The sequence below is a fragment of the Streptomyces gottesmaniae genome (assembly GCF_031845845.1).
Taxonomy (GTDB): Bacteria; Actinomycetota; Actinomycetes; order Streptomycetales; family Streptomycetaceae; genus Streptomyces; species Streptomyces akebiae.
In genome coordinates, this window is the sequence record NZ_JAVRFJ010000027.1 from 127904 (window position 1) to 143253 (window position 15350).

Sequence of the window (15350 nt, forward strand, 5' to 3'; positions counted from 1 at the left end):
CGTGGGTGACTCATCGGTAACAACCGTCCCCACCGGTCTCACGAGGACCGGGTTACCACCGAAGGAGTCCCCCACCATGACCGGACGCCTCAACAGCGCCCAGCCATACGCCCTCGGTCTCTTCCGCATCGTCGTCGGCCTGCTCTTCACCTGCCACGGCGCCATGAGCCTCTTCGGCGTCCTGGGCGGCGCGGACGGGCAGGGCGGCACCGTCGCCGCCGGCACCTGGCCCGGCTGGTACGCGGCTGTCATCCAACTCGTCGGCGGCGCCCTGGTGCTCCTCGGCCTCGGCACCCGCTTCGCGGCGTTCGTCGCCTCGGGCTCCATGGCCTACGCGTACTTCAAGGTCCACCAGCCGCAGGCCCTGTGGCCGGCCGAGAACGGCGGCGAGGCCGCGGCGTTCTTCTGCTGGGCCATGTTCCTGCTGATCTTCACCGGCTCCGGCGCGCTCGGCCTCGACCAGCTCTTCGCCAAGCGCCAGGCCGCGTCCACGGAGAGCACCGCCACGAGCAAGACCACCGTGACGGCCTGACCCTCGCCGGCGGCCGCCCCCCCCCCCAGCCCTCTTCTCCCCGCTCTCCCTCTCCTCCCCTCTTGCCCCTCTGTCGCCCCTCTGTCGGCGAACTGTCCGAATGAACACGGTGTGACGGACACATGAGCCCCTGTGGGCTGTCCGTCATACCCGGGGCGTACGCTGTTCGGCTGTCACGGGTCACCGTGGTGTCGGGGGAAAACAGGAGAGTGCTCGGTGCTTGAGAGTCTGGGTTGGCTGGCCGCCGGCCCATGGATCTACGCCGTGGTGGGCGTGTCCATCGTGCTGGACGTGTTCCTCCCGGTCCTCCCGAGCGGTGTCCTGGTCGTCGCGGTGGCCACGGCGGCAGCGGCGGAGACGGCGGCGGGCGCGATGGCCCGCGAGGTCCCCGACATCCTGGTGCTGATGCTCTCGGCGGCGACCGCGTCCGTGCTCGGTGACCTCGTGGCGTACCGGTTGGCCTGGCGGGGCAGCGCACGACTCGACCGCGCCATCGCCCGCTCCCGCCGTCTGACCACCGCGCAGGAACGTCTCGGCTCCGCGCTCGTCCGCGGCGGCGGCCTCCTGGTCGTCGTCGCCCGCTTCGCCCCCGCCGGGCGCTCCGTCGTCTCCCTCGGCGCCGGCGCCGCCCGCCACCGCGCCCGCGACTTCCTCCCCTGGTCCGCCCTCGCGGGGCTCGCCTGGGCCGCCTACAGCGTCGCCCTCGGCTACTTCGGCGCCCAGTGGCTCGGCCCCACGTGGCTCGCGACGGCGGTGTCCCTGGCCGCCCTCTTCGGCGCGGGCGCGGCAGCGGCGTACTTCATGCGCCGCCCGCAGCCCAACTGACCGCCGCGCAGGGGAAAGCATGGGCCGAAGGCCCCTGCTGTCCAGCGGCGCGCCGTGCGGGGGCGACGGGGGCGGGGGCGACAGGTGCGGCGGGGACGACAGCGGCAGCGAGGGCGGGAAACCTACCCCGCCCGCCGCGCAGCCCCCCGCACCTCCAACCCGGCCAACAACGCGGCGGTGGCCTCCACGACGGCGTCCACCGCCTGCTCGAAGACCTCACGGTTGTGGGCGGCGGGCGCACGAAAGCCGGAGACCTTCCGGACGTACTGAAGGGCGGCAGCCCTGATGTCGTCCTCGGTGGCCTCTTCGGGAAGGACAGGCGGTCGAAGCGTCTTGATACTGCGGCACATGCCTCCAGTCTCCCGCCTACGCGCGCCCAACCCCAGTCCGCGAAGGCAGCAGGTCAGCACGTCGCCCGAGCAGCCCCAAGCACCCTCTTGGGTATCAGCAAGTTCCCCCGAGGATTGACTGCACCCCACACCCTTGTGATCATCGCCGAAGTCGGCTCGACCCACCCGGCGGAAACGAGGGGACCATGACGAAGGAACGGCTCACGGTGGCGGTACTGGGCCCCGGCGGCGTGGGCGGACTGCTCGCCGCGCTGCTGGCCCGCGCCGGCAACCGCGTGATCTGTCTGGCCGGCGAACGGACCGCCGAGGCCATGGAGCAGGACGGCATCCAGGTCACCAGCGCCCGCTTCGGCGACTTCACCGCCCGCGTCGAGACCGCGACCGAGCTCCGCGAACAGGTCGACGCGGCCCTGATCACGGTCAAGCAGACCACGCTGACGGCCTCACTGGACCGCCTCCCGGCGGCGTCCCTCGGCCCCGGCACCCTGGTCGTGCCGTTCCTGAACGGCGTGGAGCACCCGGCACACCTCCGCGCCCACTACGGCGACGACGTGCCCCTCGCCCCCGCCACCATCCGCGTCGAGTCGACCCGTGTCGCCCCGGGCGTCATCGAACACGGCAGCCCGTTCGCCGAGGTCGACCTGACCGGCGACAGGGTGCCGCACGATCGTCTCAACTCCCTTGCCGGAGCGTTGGAATGGGCAGGCGTGGGCACCCGCGTCCTACCCGACGAGACGGCCGTACTGTGGGCGAAGATGTCCTTCCTGGCCCCCTTCGCCCTGTTGACGACCCGTCACAACCTGCCCCTCGGCGAGATCCGCACCCGCCACCGCGAGGAGCTGACCGCCCTGGTCCAGGAGACGGCCGCGGTCAGTACCGCCGCCGGTGCCCCCGTCGACCCGGCCGAGACGCTCCGCCGCTACGACGCGTTCCCACCCGCCACCAAGTCGTCGATGCAACGCGACGCCGAGGCCGGGCGCCCTCTCGAACTGGACGCGATCGGCGGCGCGTTGCTCCGTTCGGCCGAGCGCCACGGCGTACGGGTACCGGTGGCGGCGGAGGCGGTGGCGGAGCTGAGGGCGGCGGAGGAACGGCGGGCGGCCGAAGCACCCCGAACGGCGAGCCACTGAGGCGGCGGAGCGTCGGCCCGGACCGCGAACAGCCGACGGCGCCCGACGGGGAACCACCGGCCCTCCCCGGTTGATCCCAGTCGATCCAGGTCGATCCAGGTCGATCCAGGTGGATGCCGGTCAGCCCTGGCCCACCCCGTCTCCTCCCTCGACCGCCCGCACCCCACCCCCCACCCGCACCGCGTGCCGCGCCACCGTGTCGGCGAAGGCGCGGGCCGGCGGTGACAGGGCGTCCCAGCGCCGTACGGCCCAGCCGACGGTGAGCGGGGGCAGGTCGGGGACCGGGACGAAGCGGAGCCCGGGGTGGCCGGGGCCCGTCCAGCCCGGGAGCGCGGGGACCACGGCGTGGCCGACGCCGAGCTCGACGAGGAGGATCGCGGTGTCCCAGTCGGCGACCCCGGCCCCGGAGGAGCTGACGGAGATGCCCAACTCCCGGTAGGCCGCGTCGAGATGGGCGTACGAGGTGGAGTTCTCCGGCAGCCCGATCAGTCGCATCCCGTCCAGTTCCCCGCCCTCCACCCGCTCCCGCCCCGCGAGTTCGTCGTCGGCACGCACGGCGAGCACCCAGGGCAGCTCCGCCACGGCCCGCTGTTCGATGCCCCGGACGGCGGGCCCCAGGGTCAGCCAGGAGAGGTCGAGGTCCCGGGTCGGGTCGGCCAGCGCGTCACAGCACCCGGCGCTCGACCGCACGGTCTGGAACTCCAGGCCCACGTCCGGGTACGAGCGCCGGAAGTCGACGATGCCCTGCGCCATGAAGTGCCGCACGGTCGTGCCGCCGGTGGCGACCCGTACGACGCCGCCGTCACCGCGCACCAGCTCGGCCAGCCGGCGCAGGGCGAGATCGAGCCCGGTGATGCCCTCGGCCGCCGCCTCCTGGAGCACCCGGCCGGCCCGGGTGGGCACGACCCCACGGGCCTGCCGCTCCACCAGCCCGACCCCGACCTCCCGCTCCAGCCGCCGCACATGCTGGCTCACCGCCGACTGGGTGCACCCCAGTTCCCGGGCCACCGCGCTGAGACTCCCGGCCCGGCAGACGGCGACGAAGACACGGAGATCGTCGAGGGTCATACGAGGACGATACCCAAGGTCGAGCTTGGGTCACGTGCCCCACCCCTTCGCCGGATCTCGCCCTGATCCCGTGCTGATCCCGCCCCGAGGTCGCCGCGCTCCCACTCCCCCGCGAAATGACAGAAGGAACTCGCATCCCAAATTCGAACAGGCGTACCATTGCCGTGTGGCTAAGACCTATGACTTCCCAGACGACCTTCTCGCCGGTCAGGAGGAGCTGCATCAGGTCCGGGCCGAGCTCCTGGCGCTGCTGAAGCGGCTGCCCTGGTCGGTCGAGCCCCTGGACGGTTTCAGCGACGACAACGGCTGGCGGAAGGTCGAGCGTCCCGCCTCGCCGGGCTGGACGCCCGACGAGCAGGCCGAGGTCGAGAAGCTCCGCGAGCGCGAGCGGGAACTGGCGGTCTTCGTGAGCTGCCACCGCTTCTGGTCGGAGATCGCCACCGAGGAGAGGGTCGAGGCCCGCACCCACCTGAAGCACGCGCGGGATTCCTGAAGCCCACGGGCTCCCGGATACGCGAAGACCCCGGCCGTGATCGGCCGGGGTCTTCGTCTCGGTGGGCATGGACGGTTTCGAACCGCCGACATCCTGCTTGTAAGGCAGGCGCTCTACCCCTGAGCTACACGCCCGAGTACGCGTCGACAGCCTACATTGCCCGAGGGCATGCCCAGCAAACCCGTATCGGGCCGCACCCCGGCCCACGCCCGGGGTCCGGCCGGTCGCGGGCCGGGATCGGCTCGGGGGTTATCCCCACCCTTGATCCGGGAGTGGCCCGGATCCCCCCGAACTCCCTTGCTCCGTACGGTCGAAGGACAGCGGAGGACCAGCCCCAGGGGGAGATCGTCATGACACGCACCGCCCGCACCGCCCGCCCGGTTCATACCGCTCGTGCCGCTCGTACGGCTCGCAGGTCCCGTGCGGGAGCGGTGGGGGTCGCCGGTCTCGCCGTCGTGCTCATGGCGTCCGTCGCCGCGTGCGGGGCCGACGCCGGGGAGGACCGGGATCCGGAGCACCGGAGCTTCGCCCTGGAGGGCCGGACGCTCACGGTCGACTCGGACGACTCCGCGCTGGAACTGGTCGCGGCGGACGTGGACGAGGTCGAGGTCACCCGGTGGTTCGAGGGGCGGGTCATGGTCGGCGGGAAGCCTCGGGTGACCTGGGAGATGCGGGACGACCGGCTGGAGCTGCGGCTGCAGTGCGACGGCCTCGTCGCCGACTGCGCGGCCAAGCACCGGATCGAGGTCCCGCGCGGGGTCGCGGTCGCCGTGCGCAGCGACGACGGGAGTGTGACCGCGAAGGGCTTCGCGGAGCCGCTGGAGGTCCGGTCGGCCGACGGTGCCGTGCGGGTCGGCGACACCACCGGGCCGCTGGAGCTGCACACCGACGACGCTTCCGTGCGGGCGCTCGGGGTCGCGTCGCGGAGCGTCAAGGTGAGCACGCAGGACGGTTCGGTCAAGCTCGAACTCGGGGTCGTACCGGACCTGGTGGAATCGCGCAGTGACGACGGTTCGATCAGTATCGGGTTGCCGCGGGACACGTCGTACCGGGTCGAGACCGGGAGCGACGACGGTTCCGTGGACGTCTCCGTGCCCCGTGACAAGGGCAGCTCCCATGTGGTGACCGCCCACACCCAGGACGGCTCGGTGACGGTCCGCAACGTCGACTGAGCGGCGGCGGCGAACCTCGAACCGCTCGGCCCGTGTTTTCGTCCTTGACCGGTGGGAGAATGGCACCGGTCAGGGTGGATGACAGCACGGGAGAGGGAAGTGACGGCGACACCTGCACAGCCGTACACGCCGAGGGTGCCGAGCGCACCACAACCCCACAGCCGTGCACCACGACCAGCCCCCGTCCCCGCGCTTCCAGCGGCCCTCGGAGCCCGGCCGGACCGGCAGAACCGGCGGGCCCGACGCCGGGCGGCGGCGCTGGACCGTGCCGTTCTGCTCGTGCTTCCCCTCGTCGCCGGTCTGGTGCTGCCCGCGGCGTTCGCCGGCGGAGGGACGCGACGGTGGTTCGGAGGGCGCGCCGAGGGACAGCGGGCGGAGGCGCAGGCGGCGAAGGACGCGGCGGCGGCCGCGTTCTACGAGCTGGACACCGCACAGCGGGACCTGCGGATCTCCATAGAGACGATCACGGCGGTGGACGACTCCCCGGGCGCCCGGGGAGCGGCCGACGGCTTCGAGGCGCTGGGGCGGCGGATCGACGAGGTCAGCCACCAGTACATCAACGCCGTCGACGCCCACGACCTGGACCGCGACGACCTGGAGGCGTCCGCGGCCTCCCGGGCCCGCACGGAGCTGACGGCCGCCAAGAACGAGCTGGACCGGGTCAAGCAGGAGCTGGACCGGTTCGCCCAGGGCCTCGGGCCGCTGCTCGGCAAGGCCGAGACCGAGCTGGCCCGGCTGGCCCCGGCGGTGGAGCGCGCCCGGCAGGGCCTGCTCGCCGCCTCCAACGCCCTGGACGCCGTACGGGGTTCGGGGCTGAAGGCCGACGATCTCGCCGCCCGCCTCGCGGCCCTCGCCCCCGAGCTGACCAAACTGAACCAGGGGGCCGGGCAGCACGGCGTACGGGAGACGCTGAAGCGGGCCGACCGGGTCGTGCGCGAGGCGGAGGCGGTGCGCGCGGAGGCCGAGCGGCTGCCGGAGAGAGCAGCCGAGATCGACCATCGGCTCGTGTCGCTGCGTACCCGAGCGGAGGCGCTCGGCACCCGGGCGGAGCAGGTTCCGCAGGTGCTGAGCGAGCTGCGGCGGCGGTTCGTGGCGGCCTGCTGGCAGGACCTCCAGCAGGTGCCGGACCAGGCCGCGCGGGACGTCGAGCAGGCCCAGCTGAAGCTGCGCGAGGCGCGGGCCGCACGGGACGCCCAGCGCTGGCCGGACGCGACCTCCCTGCTGTCGACCGTGCGGGCCCTGCTGAACCACACCGACGAGGCCGTCTCGGCCGCCGGGGACCGGTTGCGGCGGCTGAACGCCGTACAGAAGGACTCCCAGCAGGAGATCGACCGGACCCGGTTCGCGATCCGGGACGCGCAGCGGCTGGCCATGGCCGGGCGGTCCACACCGGATCCGCGGCACGCGCGCCCGTTGGACGAGTCCGTGGCACGGCTGGACCGGGCGATCGCCACGCTGGAGGGGCGGCACCCGGACTACTGGCACTTCCTGGGCGAGACGGAGGCCGTACGGCAGGCGGTGGCGCGTGTCGTGGACCAGATCCGCAAGGAGCGCGGGGCCGGGGCCTGATTTCCTCGCCGTCTCCTCGCTCCCGCCGCCCGGCCGCCCCGCTGTCCCTCCCCCTGGACCCGGTTGCCCGACGAAGCCGCCCGGCGGATGCTGAAGGGGTACGCAGGCCTCCGCTCACACCCGACGGGAGGCGGACATGGCCACGCACGCCACGCACACACTGCGTCCGGGCAAGGGCCGGCACGCGGGGTCCCGGCGGCGGATCAGGATCGACGAGCACCTGCCCGTCGACCACCGCCTCAGCAGGGTCTACCGGATCGGAGCGGGCCTGATGGGTCTGTTCCTGCTCGCCTTCGGCATCCTGGGGCTCACCGACAACGTGGGCTGGTTCGACACGAACGGCGACGAGGTCGTGGGGCTGAGCACCAACGGCACGCTGAGCGTCCTGTCGGTCGCCGTGGGACTGCTGCTGCTGGTCGGCATGGTGATCGGCGGCAACTTCGCCTCCACGCTCAACATGACCCTGGGCGTCCTGTTCATCCTGAGCGGTTTCGCGAACATGGCGCTGCTGGACACCGACTCCAATTTCCTGGCGTTCCGGATCCAGAACGTCCCCCGGCCTTTCAGCCTCCACACGACGACCACAAATTATCAGTCGCTTTCACAACTGCTTCTGTCGGTAGCGTGAAAATTTCGCCAGTGTGACCGACCAGGCAAAACGCGGCACGCTTGCCGCCCCCGGAGGCCGGTTAGCCTGGCCCCATGCCTCGCTACGAGTACCGCTGCCGGACCTGCGGCGACACCTTCGAACTGAGCCGTCCGATGGCCGAGTCCTCCGCCCCCGCGGACTGCCCCGACGGCCACACCGACACGGTCAAACTTCTGTCGACGGTCGCCGTCGGCGGTTCGGCCGCCGCGTCCGCCCCGGCGCCCCGGGCGGGCGGAGGTGGTGGTGGCGGGTGCTGCGGTGGCGGCTGCTGCGGTTGATCGACACACTTCGATCAACGGGCCCCGCGTCCCGAGCGTTCACCGACGCCTCAGGCTCCCTTCAGCTTCGCCCGCCTAGCCTGCCCCCATGACAGCCATGCAAGCGGAGTCGATGAGCGGCGCGCCCCTGTGGATCATCGGTCTGATGGATCTGCTGGGGGCGCCGGGCGCGGGCCTCGCCGTCGCGCTGGAGAACCTCTTCCCGCCGATCCCCAGCGAGGTCATCCTCCCCCTGGCCGGCTTCGCCGCGAGCACCGGCCAGATGAACCTCTTCGCCGCCCTGCTGTGGACCACCGCCGGCTCCGTGGTCGGTGCCCTCGCCCTCTACGGCGTCGGCGCCCTCCTCGGCCGCGACCGCACGGTCGCCATCGCGGCCAGGCTGCCCCTGGTCAAGGTCTCGGACATCGAGCGGACGGAGGCCTGGTTCCTCCGGCACGGCACCAAGGCGATCTTCTTCGGCCGTATGATCCCCGTCGTCCGCAGCCTCATCTCGGTCCCGGCCGGCGTGGAACGCATGCCCCTGCCCGTCTTCACCCTCCTCACGACCCTGGGCAGCGCCATCTGGAACACGGCCTTCGTCCTGGCCGGCTACTTCCTGGGCGCCAACTGGACGGAGGTCACGGCGATCGTCTCGACGTACTCGAAGATCGTGCTGGGGGCGGCAGCCATAGCGGTTCTGGCATTCACACTGGTCCGCTTCCTGAAAAAGGACCGCGGCAGCCAGGGGCACGGGGCGCGGGGCGCCGACACATGCGGCTCCGCCGCGCGGGCGCGACAAGCCACAGAACACCCGCGGCCCGAGACGCACAGCACCCCCACCCCCTGACCGGCACAGTCGCCCCCGGAGGGTCACCCCTCCCGCGAGGCCCGCAGGAACTCCCGCAGAATCCGCTCCCCGGCCAGCACACCCCGCTCGGGCAGCGCGCTCACCCCCGGCCCCACGAACCCCGCTTCCGCCAGCTCCCCGTGCCCGGGCCGCCAGGCCCGGTCCGCCGCGAGCAACAGATCCGCGTCGAGCAGAGAGTCGCCCGCGGCCAGGGTCAGCTCCACCCCGGTCCGCCGCGCGACCTCCCGCATGGCCGCCGACTTGGTGAGCGGCTTCGGCACGGCGTAGAGCTTGCGCCCCTGCAGGGACACGGTCCAGCCCCGGTTCTCGGCCCACACCGCGAGGTCCTTCACCCACTCCTCGGGGAGCAGCTCACGCTCGACGACGAGATAGACGAACAGTTCCTCGGCGACGCGGTGCTTGCGTACCCACGCCGGGTGCGCCGTGGCCTCCAGGTGGTCGCGCACCTCGGCGAGCGGCGCGCACTCCTGGGCGAGCCGGGCCGTCACCCGCTCGTGCCAGGCGACGTCCGTGACACCGTCGACCAGCAGGTGCCCGCCGTTGGCGCAGATCGCGTACGTCGGCTCCGGGCCCGGCAGATTGATCCGCTGGTACTGCTTGCGTGTCCGGGTCGTGGTCGGCACGAACACCGCCGTGTCCCCCAGCTCGGCGAGCAGCCGCGCGGCCGTCTCCGTCATGTACGACAGCGGCTTGCTCTCGTGCACCTCGACGGTGAGCAGCCGGGGCGCCCGGGCGTCCGGCATGGTCAGCGCGAGCGCGGCGGACGAATAGATGAGCGTCCGGTCGAGATCGCTCGCGACGAGAACCCGAGGGCCCGGCATCAGAGGGCCACCGCCTTGCCGTCGGCGCCGGTGGCGCCCCGCGTGTACTTCGGGTGGATCAACCCCACGCATGTGTACGGCAGTTCGGCCACCTCTTCCACCGGTACCCCTCTCTGTTCGGCGAGCAGGCGTACGTGGTCGAGGTCCGCGCCCGCCCCGGCCCGCGCGAGGATCTTCCACGGTACCCGGCGCAGCAGCACCCGAGTGGTCTCGCCGACACCGGGCTTGACCAGGTTGACGTCATGGATCCCGTACTCCTCGCTGATCCGCTCGACGGCCGCCCAGCCCTCCCAGGTGGGGGTGCGGTCGGCGGCGAGCAGCTCCTTGGTACGGGAGTCCACCGCGTCCACGACCTCGTCGAACCGCTCGGACACGGCGTCCAGGAAGTCCACCGACACGTCGACGTCGGCCAACTCCCGGTAGAACTTGGCCCCGTGGAAGTCGTCGGGCCCGACGAGGTCCGCGCGCAGCACGGTCCGTGAGATCAGCCCGGAGACGGTGGAGTTGAGGCAGGCGGAGGGAATGAGGAAGTCCTCGCGCGTGCCGTACGTGCGCACGCACGAGCCCGGGTCGGCGAGTACGGCGATCTCGGGGTCGAACCCGGTGATCTTGTCGGACGCCTCGAACTCCTCGATCGCGGCGGCGAGTTCCCGGGTGATCGCGCCCTTGCCGGTCCATCCGTCGACGAACACGACGTCGGCGGGGTCGTGATGGGCGGCGAGCCAGCGCAGCGCGTTGGCGTCGATGCCGCGGCCCCGCACGATCGAGACGGCGTAGTGCGGCACCTCGATCCCGTGACGGTGCCGCGCCCACCGTCGCATCAGCACGCCGACCGGCGTCCCGGCCCGCGCCAGCGACACGAGGACGGGCCGCGCCGACCGCTCGGCCAGCACGGTCTCGGTCACCGCGCCCACGGCGACGGCGATGCGCTCGGCGGAGATGTCGAGGGCGCTGTGGAAGAGGGCCTGGTACTGCTCGCTCGGCTGATACTCGACCGGCAGCGACTCCGCGTAGTGCGCGCCCCCGCTCTGGATGGCCTCCTCCCGCTCCTCGGTGGGCGCCTCCAGCGTCACGTCCGAGAGGTCCTGCAGCAGCCATCCCACCTCGTCGGCCGCGTAGGAGGAGAAGTCGGGGCCGCGGAGGGGCTCGGGGAGCATGGAGGGCCTTTCGGGGAGGGGCGAGGGCTCGGGGGTGCGGGCGACGGCGGCGCCCGGAGTCGGCGCGTCCCGACGGTGCCCGACGGGGGGCACGTACGACGGCCTGTACGACGGCACGACGGCCAGCAGCACGTCAGGTGTGTGGGCGGCGAGGGTGGCCAGGAGGCCGTCGGGGGCGTGCAGTGCGGGCGTGTCCGCGACCGAGTCCACGACCGCGACCACCGCGTCGAAGCCACCGCCGGCCACGTTGTAGGCGTAGCGCTCCCCCGGACCGTCCGCGGGGTCGTCGTGCGCGGGGAAGACGATGCGGCTGCGTATCGCGTAACCGGGGTCGTCGACGGCGAGGACGGGCGACCGCGTGGTGGTGGAGAACCGTATCTCCAGCCCCTTCGCGGCCGACTCCTCCAGCTCCCGCGCGAGCGCCAGCGGGGCGTACATCAGCTCTTCGAAGCCGAGCACGAGCACCCGGCGGGCGCCCGGCGGCAGGGCCGCGGCGAGGCGTGCGGCCATGGCGGGCAGCGCGCACTCCAGCCGCGAGCGGTGCGCGGGGGTGAAGCCGTGCCGGCCCCCGTCGGGCACTCCGGCGGGCCACCCCAGCTCCACCCTTGTGACCTCGGCCGCCGGAGCCCCGGCCGCACGCTCCGGCGCGGCCTGCGCCTCCTCGTGTTCCGCCACGAGCGCCTGCCCCTTCTCCAGCACGCCCTCCGGCAGCCGCACGGTCCCCTTCGCGGCGGTCACCAGGTCGACCCGCGCCCCGATCTCCCGGGCGAACGCGGACAGCCGCCCCTGGTCGGCGGTCGAGCGCATGTCGACCAGGGCCACCACGACGTACCGCTCCCGCGGATACCGCTCGTGCAGCGCGCGAACGGTGTTGAGGACCGTGTTCCCGGTGGAGAACTCGTCGTCGACGAGCACCAGCGGCCCCGGCCCCGCGAGCAGCGTGGGGTCCTCCGGCAGCAGCAGGTGCGAGGTCGCGTGGGAGTGGGACTCCTCGAAGCCCCCGGCCTGGGCGACGCCCTCGACGGGACGCCGGGTGGAGTGGAGGTAGGGCGCCTCGCCCACCCCGTCCGCGACCGAGTGGCCGAGCCCGGTGGCCGTCTCGGCGTACCCGAGGACGACCGCGGCCCGCGCCCCGTCCTCCCCCAGCAGCTCCCGCACCCGGCGGCCCAGCGCGTACCCGTGCCCGTGCACGACGGCCGGGGACTGCGGCACATGCTTGCCGAGGACGTTCGACACCAGCAGATGTGCCCGCTTGGGGTTGCGGCGCAGCGCGAGCCCCAGCAGCCCGGTCAGCTCCTCGTCCCCGACCAGTTCGACCCCGAGCCGCTCACGGACCCAGACCCCGGACCAGACCTCGCCGGACGCCCCGGTCATGTCGTTCGCTGCGTTAATCATCGATTCCTTAGTCGGTACGGCGAGTGGATGGTCAGTCGGGCAGGCCCGCGGCCAACAGGTCCACGAACCCGATGTCCTCGTTGGCGACACCGAACACCTCGGCGCGCTGCAGAACCCTTTCCGCCCAGGCCCGGTGCGGCTTGACCTCGTTCATCTTGTTGCGGGAGGCGGACCGCAGGACCCCGCCCCCGTTGCGGTCGGGCCGCGCGATGTCCTGGGCGTCGCCGAACTCCTCGTGGCTGACCACGGACAACGCGTGCACCGGCAGGACGTGCGAGGGATGGATGCAGGTCTTGCCGAGCAGCCCGTTGGCCTGGTCGAGGGAGATCTCGCGCAGCAGACCGTCCAGCGCGTGCTCGATGAGCGACTCGCGCAGCTCCACGGCCCGGTTCGCCAGGAAGGGGCTGCTGCGCAGCTGCGGCTTGAACATGCGCTCCTGGACCCGGAAGTACTCCCACACCGGCCCGGTCACCGTGAAGCCGGTACCGTCGGCGCGCCCCAGCACGTTCACCACGTCCGCGATCACGGAGGCGACGATCTGGACGTCGTACGCCGTCATGTCCGGCGGCCGGCGCAGCGCGTAGGAGGAGCAGAAGTCGGTGACGCCGAGGCGCAGGGCGAGGACCCGGTCGCGGTACTTGTCGACGGTGTGGGCGATGCCCTGGAGCGCCTCTACGCGCGTCTCCCTGTACATCAGCTCGGGCGACTCGAGGACCGGCATCCCGAACAGCCGCCGTCCGCTCGCGGCCTCGGCGGCGGTGAGGGCCTCCAGGAAGGCCACACCCCGTTCCTCGGTGAACTTGGGGAACACGAAACCGGACAGCAGCCGTACGGCCGGACCGAACCGGCTGACGAGGTCGGGTATCTGCTCGGGACGGCGGACCCTGATGAAGAGCAGCGGAAGCTCGACGTCCGGCCGACCGGCGAGGTCGGTGAACTGCCGCACGAGGTTCTCCTCGGCGCCCGCGACCTCCGCGTCGTCGATGGAGTCCTCCAGACACAGCACCATGGAGACCACACCTCGCCCGGCCTGCTTGACGATGTCGTCGGCCAGCCGCTCCCGGGTCGCCGGGCTGTAGAGCGTGGCCCCGAGTGCGGCGGCGAGCACCCGGGCCGGGGAGTCGGCGTCGAAGACGCCCGGCTCCCGGTAGAAGAGCCGCTGCCGCTCCTCAGGGGCGATATGCCCGAAATGACGCATGTGATTCCCCCGCGGCTACTCGGCGTCCGGTCACGATTGTGGCCGGTAATAGTACGTACAAATGTGTGACATCAGTTCCCGCCAGGCGTGAAGTTCTGGTAACCCAGCCATGTCGGTCACTGAACGATTTCCCTGGCGGTTCACCGCCCCCGCGTTGTCGTGATCAGGACCGAGAGGGCAGGATGACCGCATGACGCACGCGATGCTGAAGGGGTCGAACGTCCCGATCGAAGCCACGGCGGTCCGCGCCGTGCTGCGCTGGGCGCCCGGACAGGGCGTCCCGGTGGTCGACGCCTCGGCGCTGCTCCTCGGTCCTGACGGTCGCGTACGGTCCGACGAGGACTTCGTCTTCTACAACCAGCCACGCCACCCCTCGGGCAAGGTGTGGCGACTCGGCCAGAAGCGGGTGGCCGAAGGCCTCACGGACACCATCCAGACCGACCTGGCCGGTGTCGAGTCCCCCATCAGCCAGATTCTGCTCGTGGCCTCCGCCGAGGGTGTCTCCTTCGACCGCGTACGGTCCCTGCGCATCCTGCTGTACGACGCCACCGTCGCCGACGGCGAGCCGCTGGCGTACTTCGACATCAAGCCCGAGACGGGCGACGAGACCGCCCTCATCTGCGGCGAGCTCTACCGCCGGGGCGGCGGCTGGAAGTTCCGTGCCCTGGGCGAGGGGTACACCAACGGCCTCCAGGGCCTCGCCATGGACTTCGGCATCTCCGTCGACGAGTCGGAGGCGGCGGCCGCGGCGGCCGACGAGACCGCCACGACCCAGACCCCGGCCCCGGAGATCTCGGCCCCCCTGCCCCCGGAGCAGCCCCCGACGGGCGTCCCGACCCAGCCCGCCTACGGCTATCCCCCGGCGGCCCCGACCCAGCAGCCGGGCTACGGCTACCCCCACCCGCAGCCGACCCCCGCCACCACCAACGGCCCGGCCTACGGTTACCCCCAGCCCACGGCGGCGGCGCTCGACCCGGACTTCCGCCTGCCCCCGCAGGGCCCGCAGTTCATCGGCCGCTGAGCGGCGCCCCGTGAAGGGGCTCGGGGGTGCCAGGAGCCGCGTCAGCGCTGCTCGGCCCTGGTCTTGTATCCCCGGCCCCACTGCAGGCCCCACCCGTACAACCGGTCGAGCTCGGCCTGGAAGCCGTAGACGAACTTCACCTCCCGGCGCACGGTGATCTCCCCCTTGACGTTCTCGATCATCACCACCGCACACGACCGAGCCTGCGGATGCCGCTCGTCCAGGCCTATCTCGATCCGTGGCCCGTTGCTCGGGTACAGCGTCACGATCGCGTGCGTACGGTCGAACGCCGGCGTCTGGTCGTAGATGTAGACGAAGACCAGCATCCGCTTGAACTGGTCCCGGTGATCGAGGTTGATGTACATCGTCTCGCCGGACCCGGACCCGAACCGGTCGTCCCCGCTCAGCCTCATGTACGGCGCTTCGTTGATGTCGCCGAGGAAGCCGCCCAGCGGCTGTACGACCCCCTTGGTGCCGTCGGCCAGCTCGTAGAGGCAGCCGAGGTCGAGGTCGACGTTCACCATGCTCTGGCTGTGCGCCTGCACCTCCTCCGGCCTGAGGGCCTTGAAGGGGTGCCGCAGCACGCTCTGCCGCTTGGGGCTGCCGATGTCGGACGTCCGCATCCGCCAGGACAGGTTGACGCGCAGATGGCCGGCGGCCGCGTTCTGCTTGGAGAGGGACACCTTCTGGTGCCGCTTGGTCAGCTCGATCGCGTTGGTCGCCGCGTTGCCCGCGTCGAACTCCGAGGCCCGCCCGCGCCACAGGTTGTCCAGAAAACTCATGCCCGCCCCACAACTGCCGTGTCGTCGCGTCAACCACCAGCGGGGCGGGCATGAGTTTTCTGG

Annotated in this window: 15 protein-coding genes, 1 tRNA gene and 1 pseudogene; 10 read left to right on the forward strand and 7 right to left on the reverse strand. The window is 72.0% G+C overall.

Going from position 1 to position 15350, the window contains the following annotated elements; translation table 11 throughout:
• Positions 1-76: 76 nt before the first annotated feature.
• Positions 77-532 carry a DoxX family protein gene (locus tag RM704_RS28145; protein ID WP_033527305.1) on the forward strand — a complete coding sequence of 152 codons (456 nt, stop codon included), beginning with the start codon at positions 77-79 and terminating at the stop codon, positions 530-532.
• 216 nt (positions 533-748) lie between these two features.
• Positions 749-1357 (forward strand): DedA family protein, encoded by a 609-nt coding sequence (locus RM704_RS28150; protein WP_033527304.1) that lies wholly within the window; start codon positions 749-751, stop codon positions 1355-1357.
• A gap of 122 nt (positions 1358-1479) precedes the next feature.
• On the opposite strand, the gene RM704_RS28155 is transcribed toward RM704_RS28150, so the two are convergent.
• Positions 1480-1707, reverse strand: coding sequence for a DUF2277 domain-containing protein (locus tag RM704_RS28155; protein WP_033527303.1), 228 nt, complete (start codon positions 1705-1707; stop codon positions 1480-1482).
• Between the two features lie 185 nt (positions 1708-1892).
• On the opposite strand from RM704_RS28155, the gene RM704_RS28160 reads away from it, so the two are divergent.
• The gene (locus RM704_RS28160; RefSeq protein ID WP_052146016.1) at positions 1893-2837 is read left to right on the forward strand and encodes a ketopantoate reductase family protein; all 945 of its coding nucleotides are present in this window, start codon (positions 1893-1895) and stop codon (positions 2835-2837) included.
• A 120-nt stretch (positions 2838-2957) separates the two neighbouring features.
• Here RM704_RS28160 and RM704_RS28165 read toward each other — a convergent pair whose 3' ends face one another.
• Positions 2958-3905: a LysR family transcriptional regulator gene (locus tag RM704_RS28165; RefSeq protein WP_033527302.1), complete on the reverse strand. Its 948-nt coding sequence runs from the start codon at positions 3903-3905 to the stop codon at positions 2958-2960.
• A gap of 166 nt (positions 3906-4071) precedes the next feature.
• Between RM704_RS28165 and RM704_RS28170 the strand changes: the two genes are divergently transcribed.
• Positions 4072-4398 (forward strand): DUF8825 domain-containing protein, encoded by a 327-nt coding sequence (locus RM704_RS28170; RefSeq protein WP_033527301.1) that lies wholly within the window; start codon positions 4072-4074, stop codon positions 4396-4398.
• Positions 4399-4460: 62 nt separating this feature from the next.
• On the opposite strand, the gene RM704_RS28175 is transcribed toward RM704_RS28170, so the two are convergent.
• Positions 4461-4532: transfer RNA gene (locus tag RM704_RS28175), tRNA-Val, on the reverse strand.
• A 216-nt stretch (positions 4533-4748) separates the two neighbouring features.
• On the opposite strand from RM704_RS28175, the gene RM704_RS28180 reads away from it, so the two are divergent.
• From RM704_RS28180 to RM704_RS28200, 5 genes and pseudogenes are all read left to right on the forward strand, one after another.
• Positions 4749-5570, forward strand: a complete 822-nt coding sequence (locus tag RM704_RS28180; RefSeq protein WP_033527300.1) for a DUF4097 family beta strand repeat-containing protein — start codon at positions 4749-4751, stop codon at positions 5568-5570.
• A gap of 99 nt (positions 5571-5669) precedes the next feature.
• Positions 5670-7139 (forward strand): hypothetical protein, encoded by a 1470-nt coding sequence (locus RM704_RS28185; protein WP_033527299.1) that lies wholly within the window; start codon positions 5670-5672, stop codon positions 7137-7139.
• A gap of 136 nt (positions 7140-7275) precedes the next feature.
• Positions 7276-7692: pseudogene (locus RM704_RS28190) on the forward strand (DUF4383 domain-containing protein); the annotation flags it as partial.
• 149 nt (positions 7693-7841) lie between these two features.
• Positions 7842-8066, forward strand: a complete 225-nt coding sequence (locus RM704_RS28195) for an FmdB family zinc ribbon protein (RefSeq protein ID WP_033527298.1) — start codon at positions 7842-7844, stop codon at positions 8064-8066.
• 97 nt (positions 8067-8163) lie between these two features.
• Positions 8164-8892 (forward strand): DedA family protein, encoded by a 729-nt coding sequence (locus RM704_RS28200; RefSeq protein ID WP_078937111.1) that lies wholly within the window; start codon positions 8164-8166, stop codon positions 8890-8892.
• A gap of 23 nt (positions 8893-8915) precedes the next feature.
• On the opposite strand, the gene RM704_RS28205 is transcribed toward RM704_RS28200, so the two are convergent.
• From RM704_RS28205 to RM704_RS28215, 3 genes are read right to left on the reverse strand one after another with little or no spacing between them, the layout of a single operon-like run.
• Positions 8916-9734, reverse strand: a complete 819-nt coding sequence (locus tag RM704_RS28205; RefSeq protein WP_033527296.1) for an HAD family hydrolase — start codon at positions 9732-9734, stop codon at positions 8916-8918.
• Positions 9734-12286 (reverse strand): phosphoribosyltransferase, encoded by a 2553-nt coding sequence (locus RM704_RS28210; protein WP_033527295.1) that lies wholly within the window; start codon positions 12284-12286, stop codon positions 9734-9736. Before RM704_RS28210 ends, RM704_RS28205 begins: the two co-directional genes overlap by 1 nt.
• Before the next feature lie 31 nt (positions 12287-12317).
• The gene (locus RM704_RS28215) at positions 12318-13484 is read right to left on the reverse strand and encodes an HpcH/HpaI aldolase/citrate lyase family protein (RefSeq protein ID WP_033527294.1); all 1167 of its coding nucleotides are present in this window, start codon (positions 13482-13484) and stop codon (positions 12318-12320) included.
• A gap of 190 nt (positions 13485-13674) precedes the next feature.
• Here RM704_RS28215 and RM704_RS28220 point away from each other — a divergent pair, with 190 nt between their 5' ends.
• The gene (locus tag RM704_RS28220) at positions 13675-14505 is read left to right on the forward strand and encodes a TerD family protein (protein ID WP_033527293.1); all 831 of its coding nucleotides are present in this window, start codon (positions 13675-13677) and stop codon (positions 14503-14505) included.
• 41 nt (positions 14506-14546) lie between these two features.
• Here RM704_RS28220 and RM704_RS28225 read toward each other — a convergent pair whose 3' ends face one another.
• Positions 14547-15287: a TerD family protein gene (locus tag RM704_RS28225; protein ID WP_033527292.1), complete on the reverse strand. Its 741-nt coding sequence runs from the start codon at positions 15285-15287 to the stop codon at positions 14547-14549.
• Positions 15288-15350 lie beyond the last annotated feature (63 nt).

What these genes read in the sequence shown, in the direction of transcription:
- RM704_RS28145 (WP_033527305.1), top strand. Translation starts at nt 77, where the DNA reads ATGACCGGACGCCTCAACAGCGCCCAGCCATACGCCCTCGGTCTCTTC.
- RM704_RS28155 (WP_033527303.1), bottom strand. Translation starts at nt 1,707, where the DNA reads ATGTGCCGCAGTATCAAGACGCTTCGACCGCCTGTCCTTCCCGAAGAG.
- RM704_RS28160 (WP_052146016.1), top strand. Translation starts at nt 1,893, where the DNA reads ATGACGAAGGAACGGCTCACGGTGGCGGTACTGGGCCCCGGCGGCGTG.
- RM704_RS28165 (WP_033527302.1), bottom strand. Translation starts at nt 3,905, where the DNA reads ATGACCCTCGACGATCTCCGTGTCTTCGTCGCCGTCTGCCGGGCCGGG.
- RM704_RS28180 (WP_033527300.1), top strand. Translation starts at nt 4,749, where the DNA reads ATGACACGCACCGCCCGCACCGCCCGCCCGGTTCATACCGCTCGTGCC.
- RM704_RS28195 (WP_033527298.1), top strand. Translation starts at nt 7,842, where the DNA reads ATGCCTCGCTACGAGTACCGCTGCCGGACCTGCGGCGACACCTTCGAA.
- RM704_RS28200 (WP_078937111.1), top strand. Translation starts at nt 8,164, where the DNA reads ATGCAAGCGGAGTCGATGAGCGGCGCGCCCCTGTGGATCATCGGTCTG.
- RM704_RS28205 (WP_033527296.1), bottom strand. Translation starts at nt 9,734, where the DNA reads ATGCCGGGCCCTCGGGTTCTCGTCGCGAGCGATCTCGACCGGACGCTC.
- RM704_RS28210 (WP_033527295.1), bottom strand. Translation starts at nt 12,286, where the DNA reads ATGATTAACGCAGCGAACGACATGACCGGGGCGTCCGGCGAGGTCTGG.
- RM704_RS28215 (WP_033527294.1), bottom strand. Translation starts at nt 13,484, where the DNA reads ATGCGTCATTTCGGGCATATCGCCCCTGAGGAGCGGCAGCGGCTCTTC.
- RM704_RS28220 (WP_033527293.1), top strand. Translation starts at nt 13,675, where the DNA reads ATGACGCACGCGATGCTGAAGGGGTCGAACGTCCCGATCGAAGCCACG.
- RM704_RS28225 (WP_033527292.1), bottom strand. Translation starts at nt 15,287, where the DNA reads ATGAGTTTTCTGGACAACCTGTGGCGCGGGCGGGCCTCGGAGTTCGAC.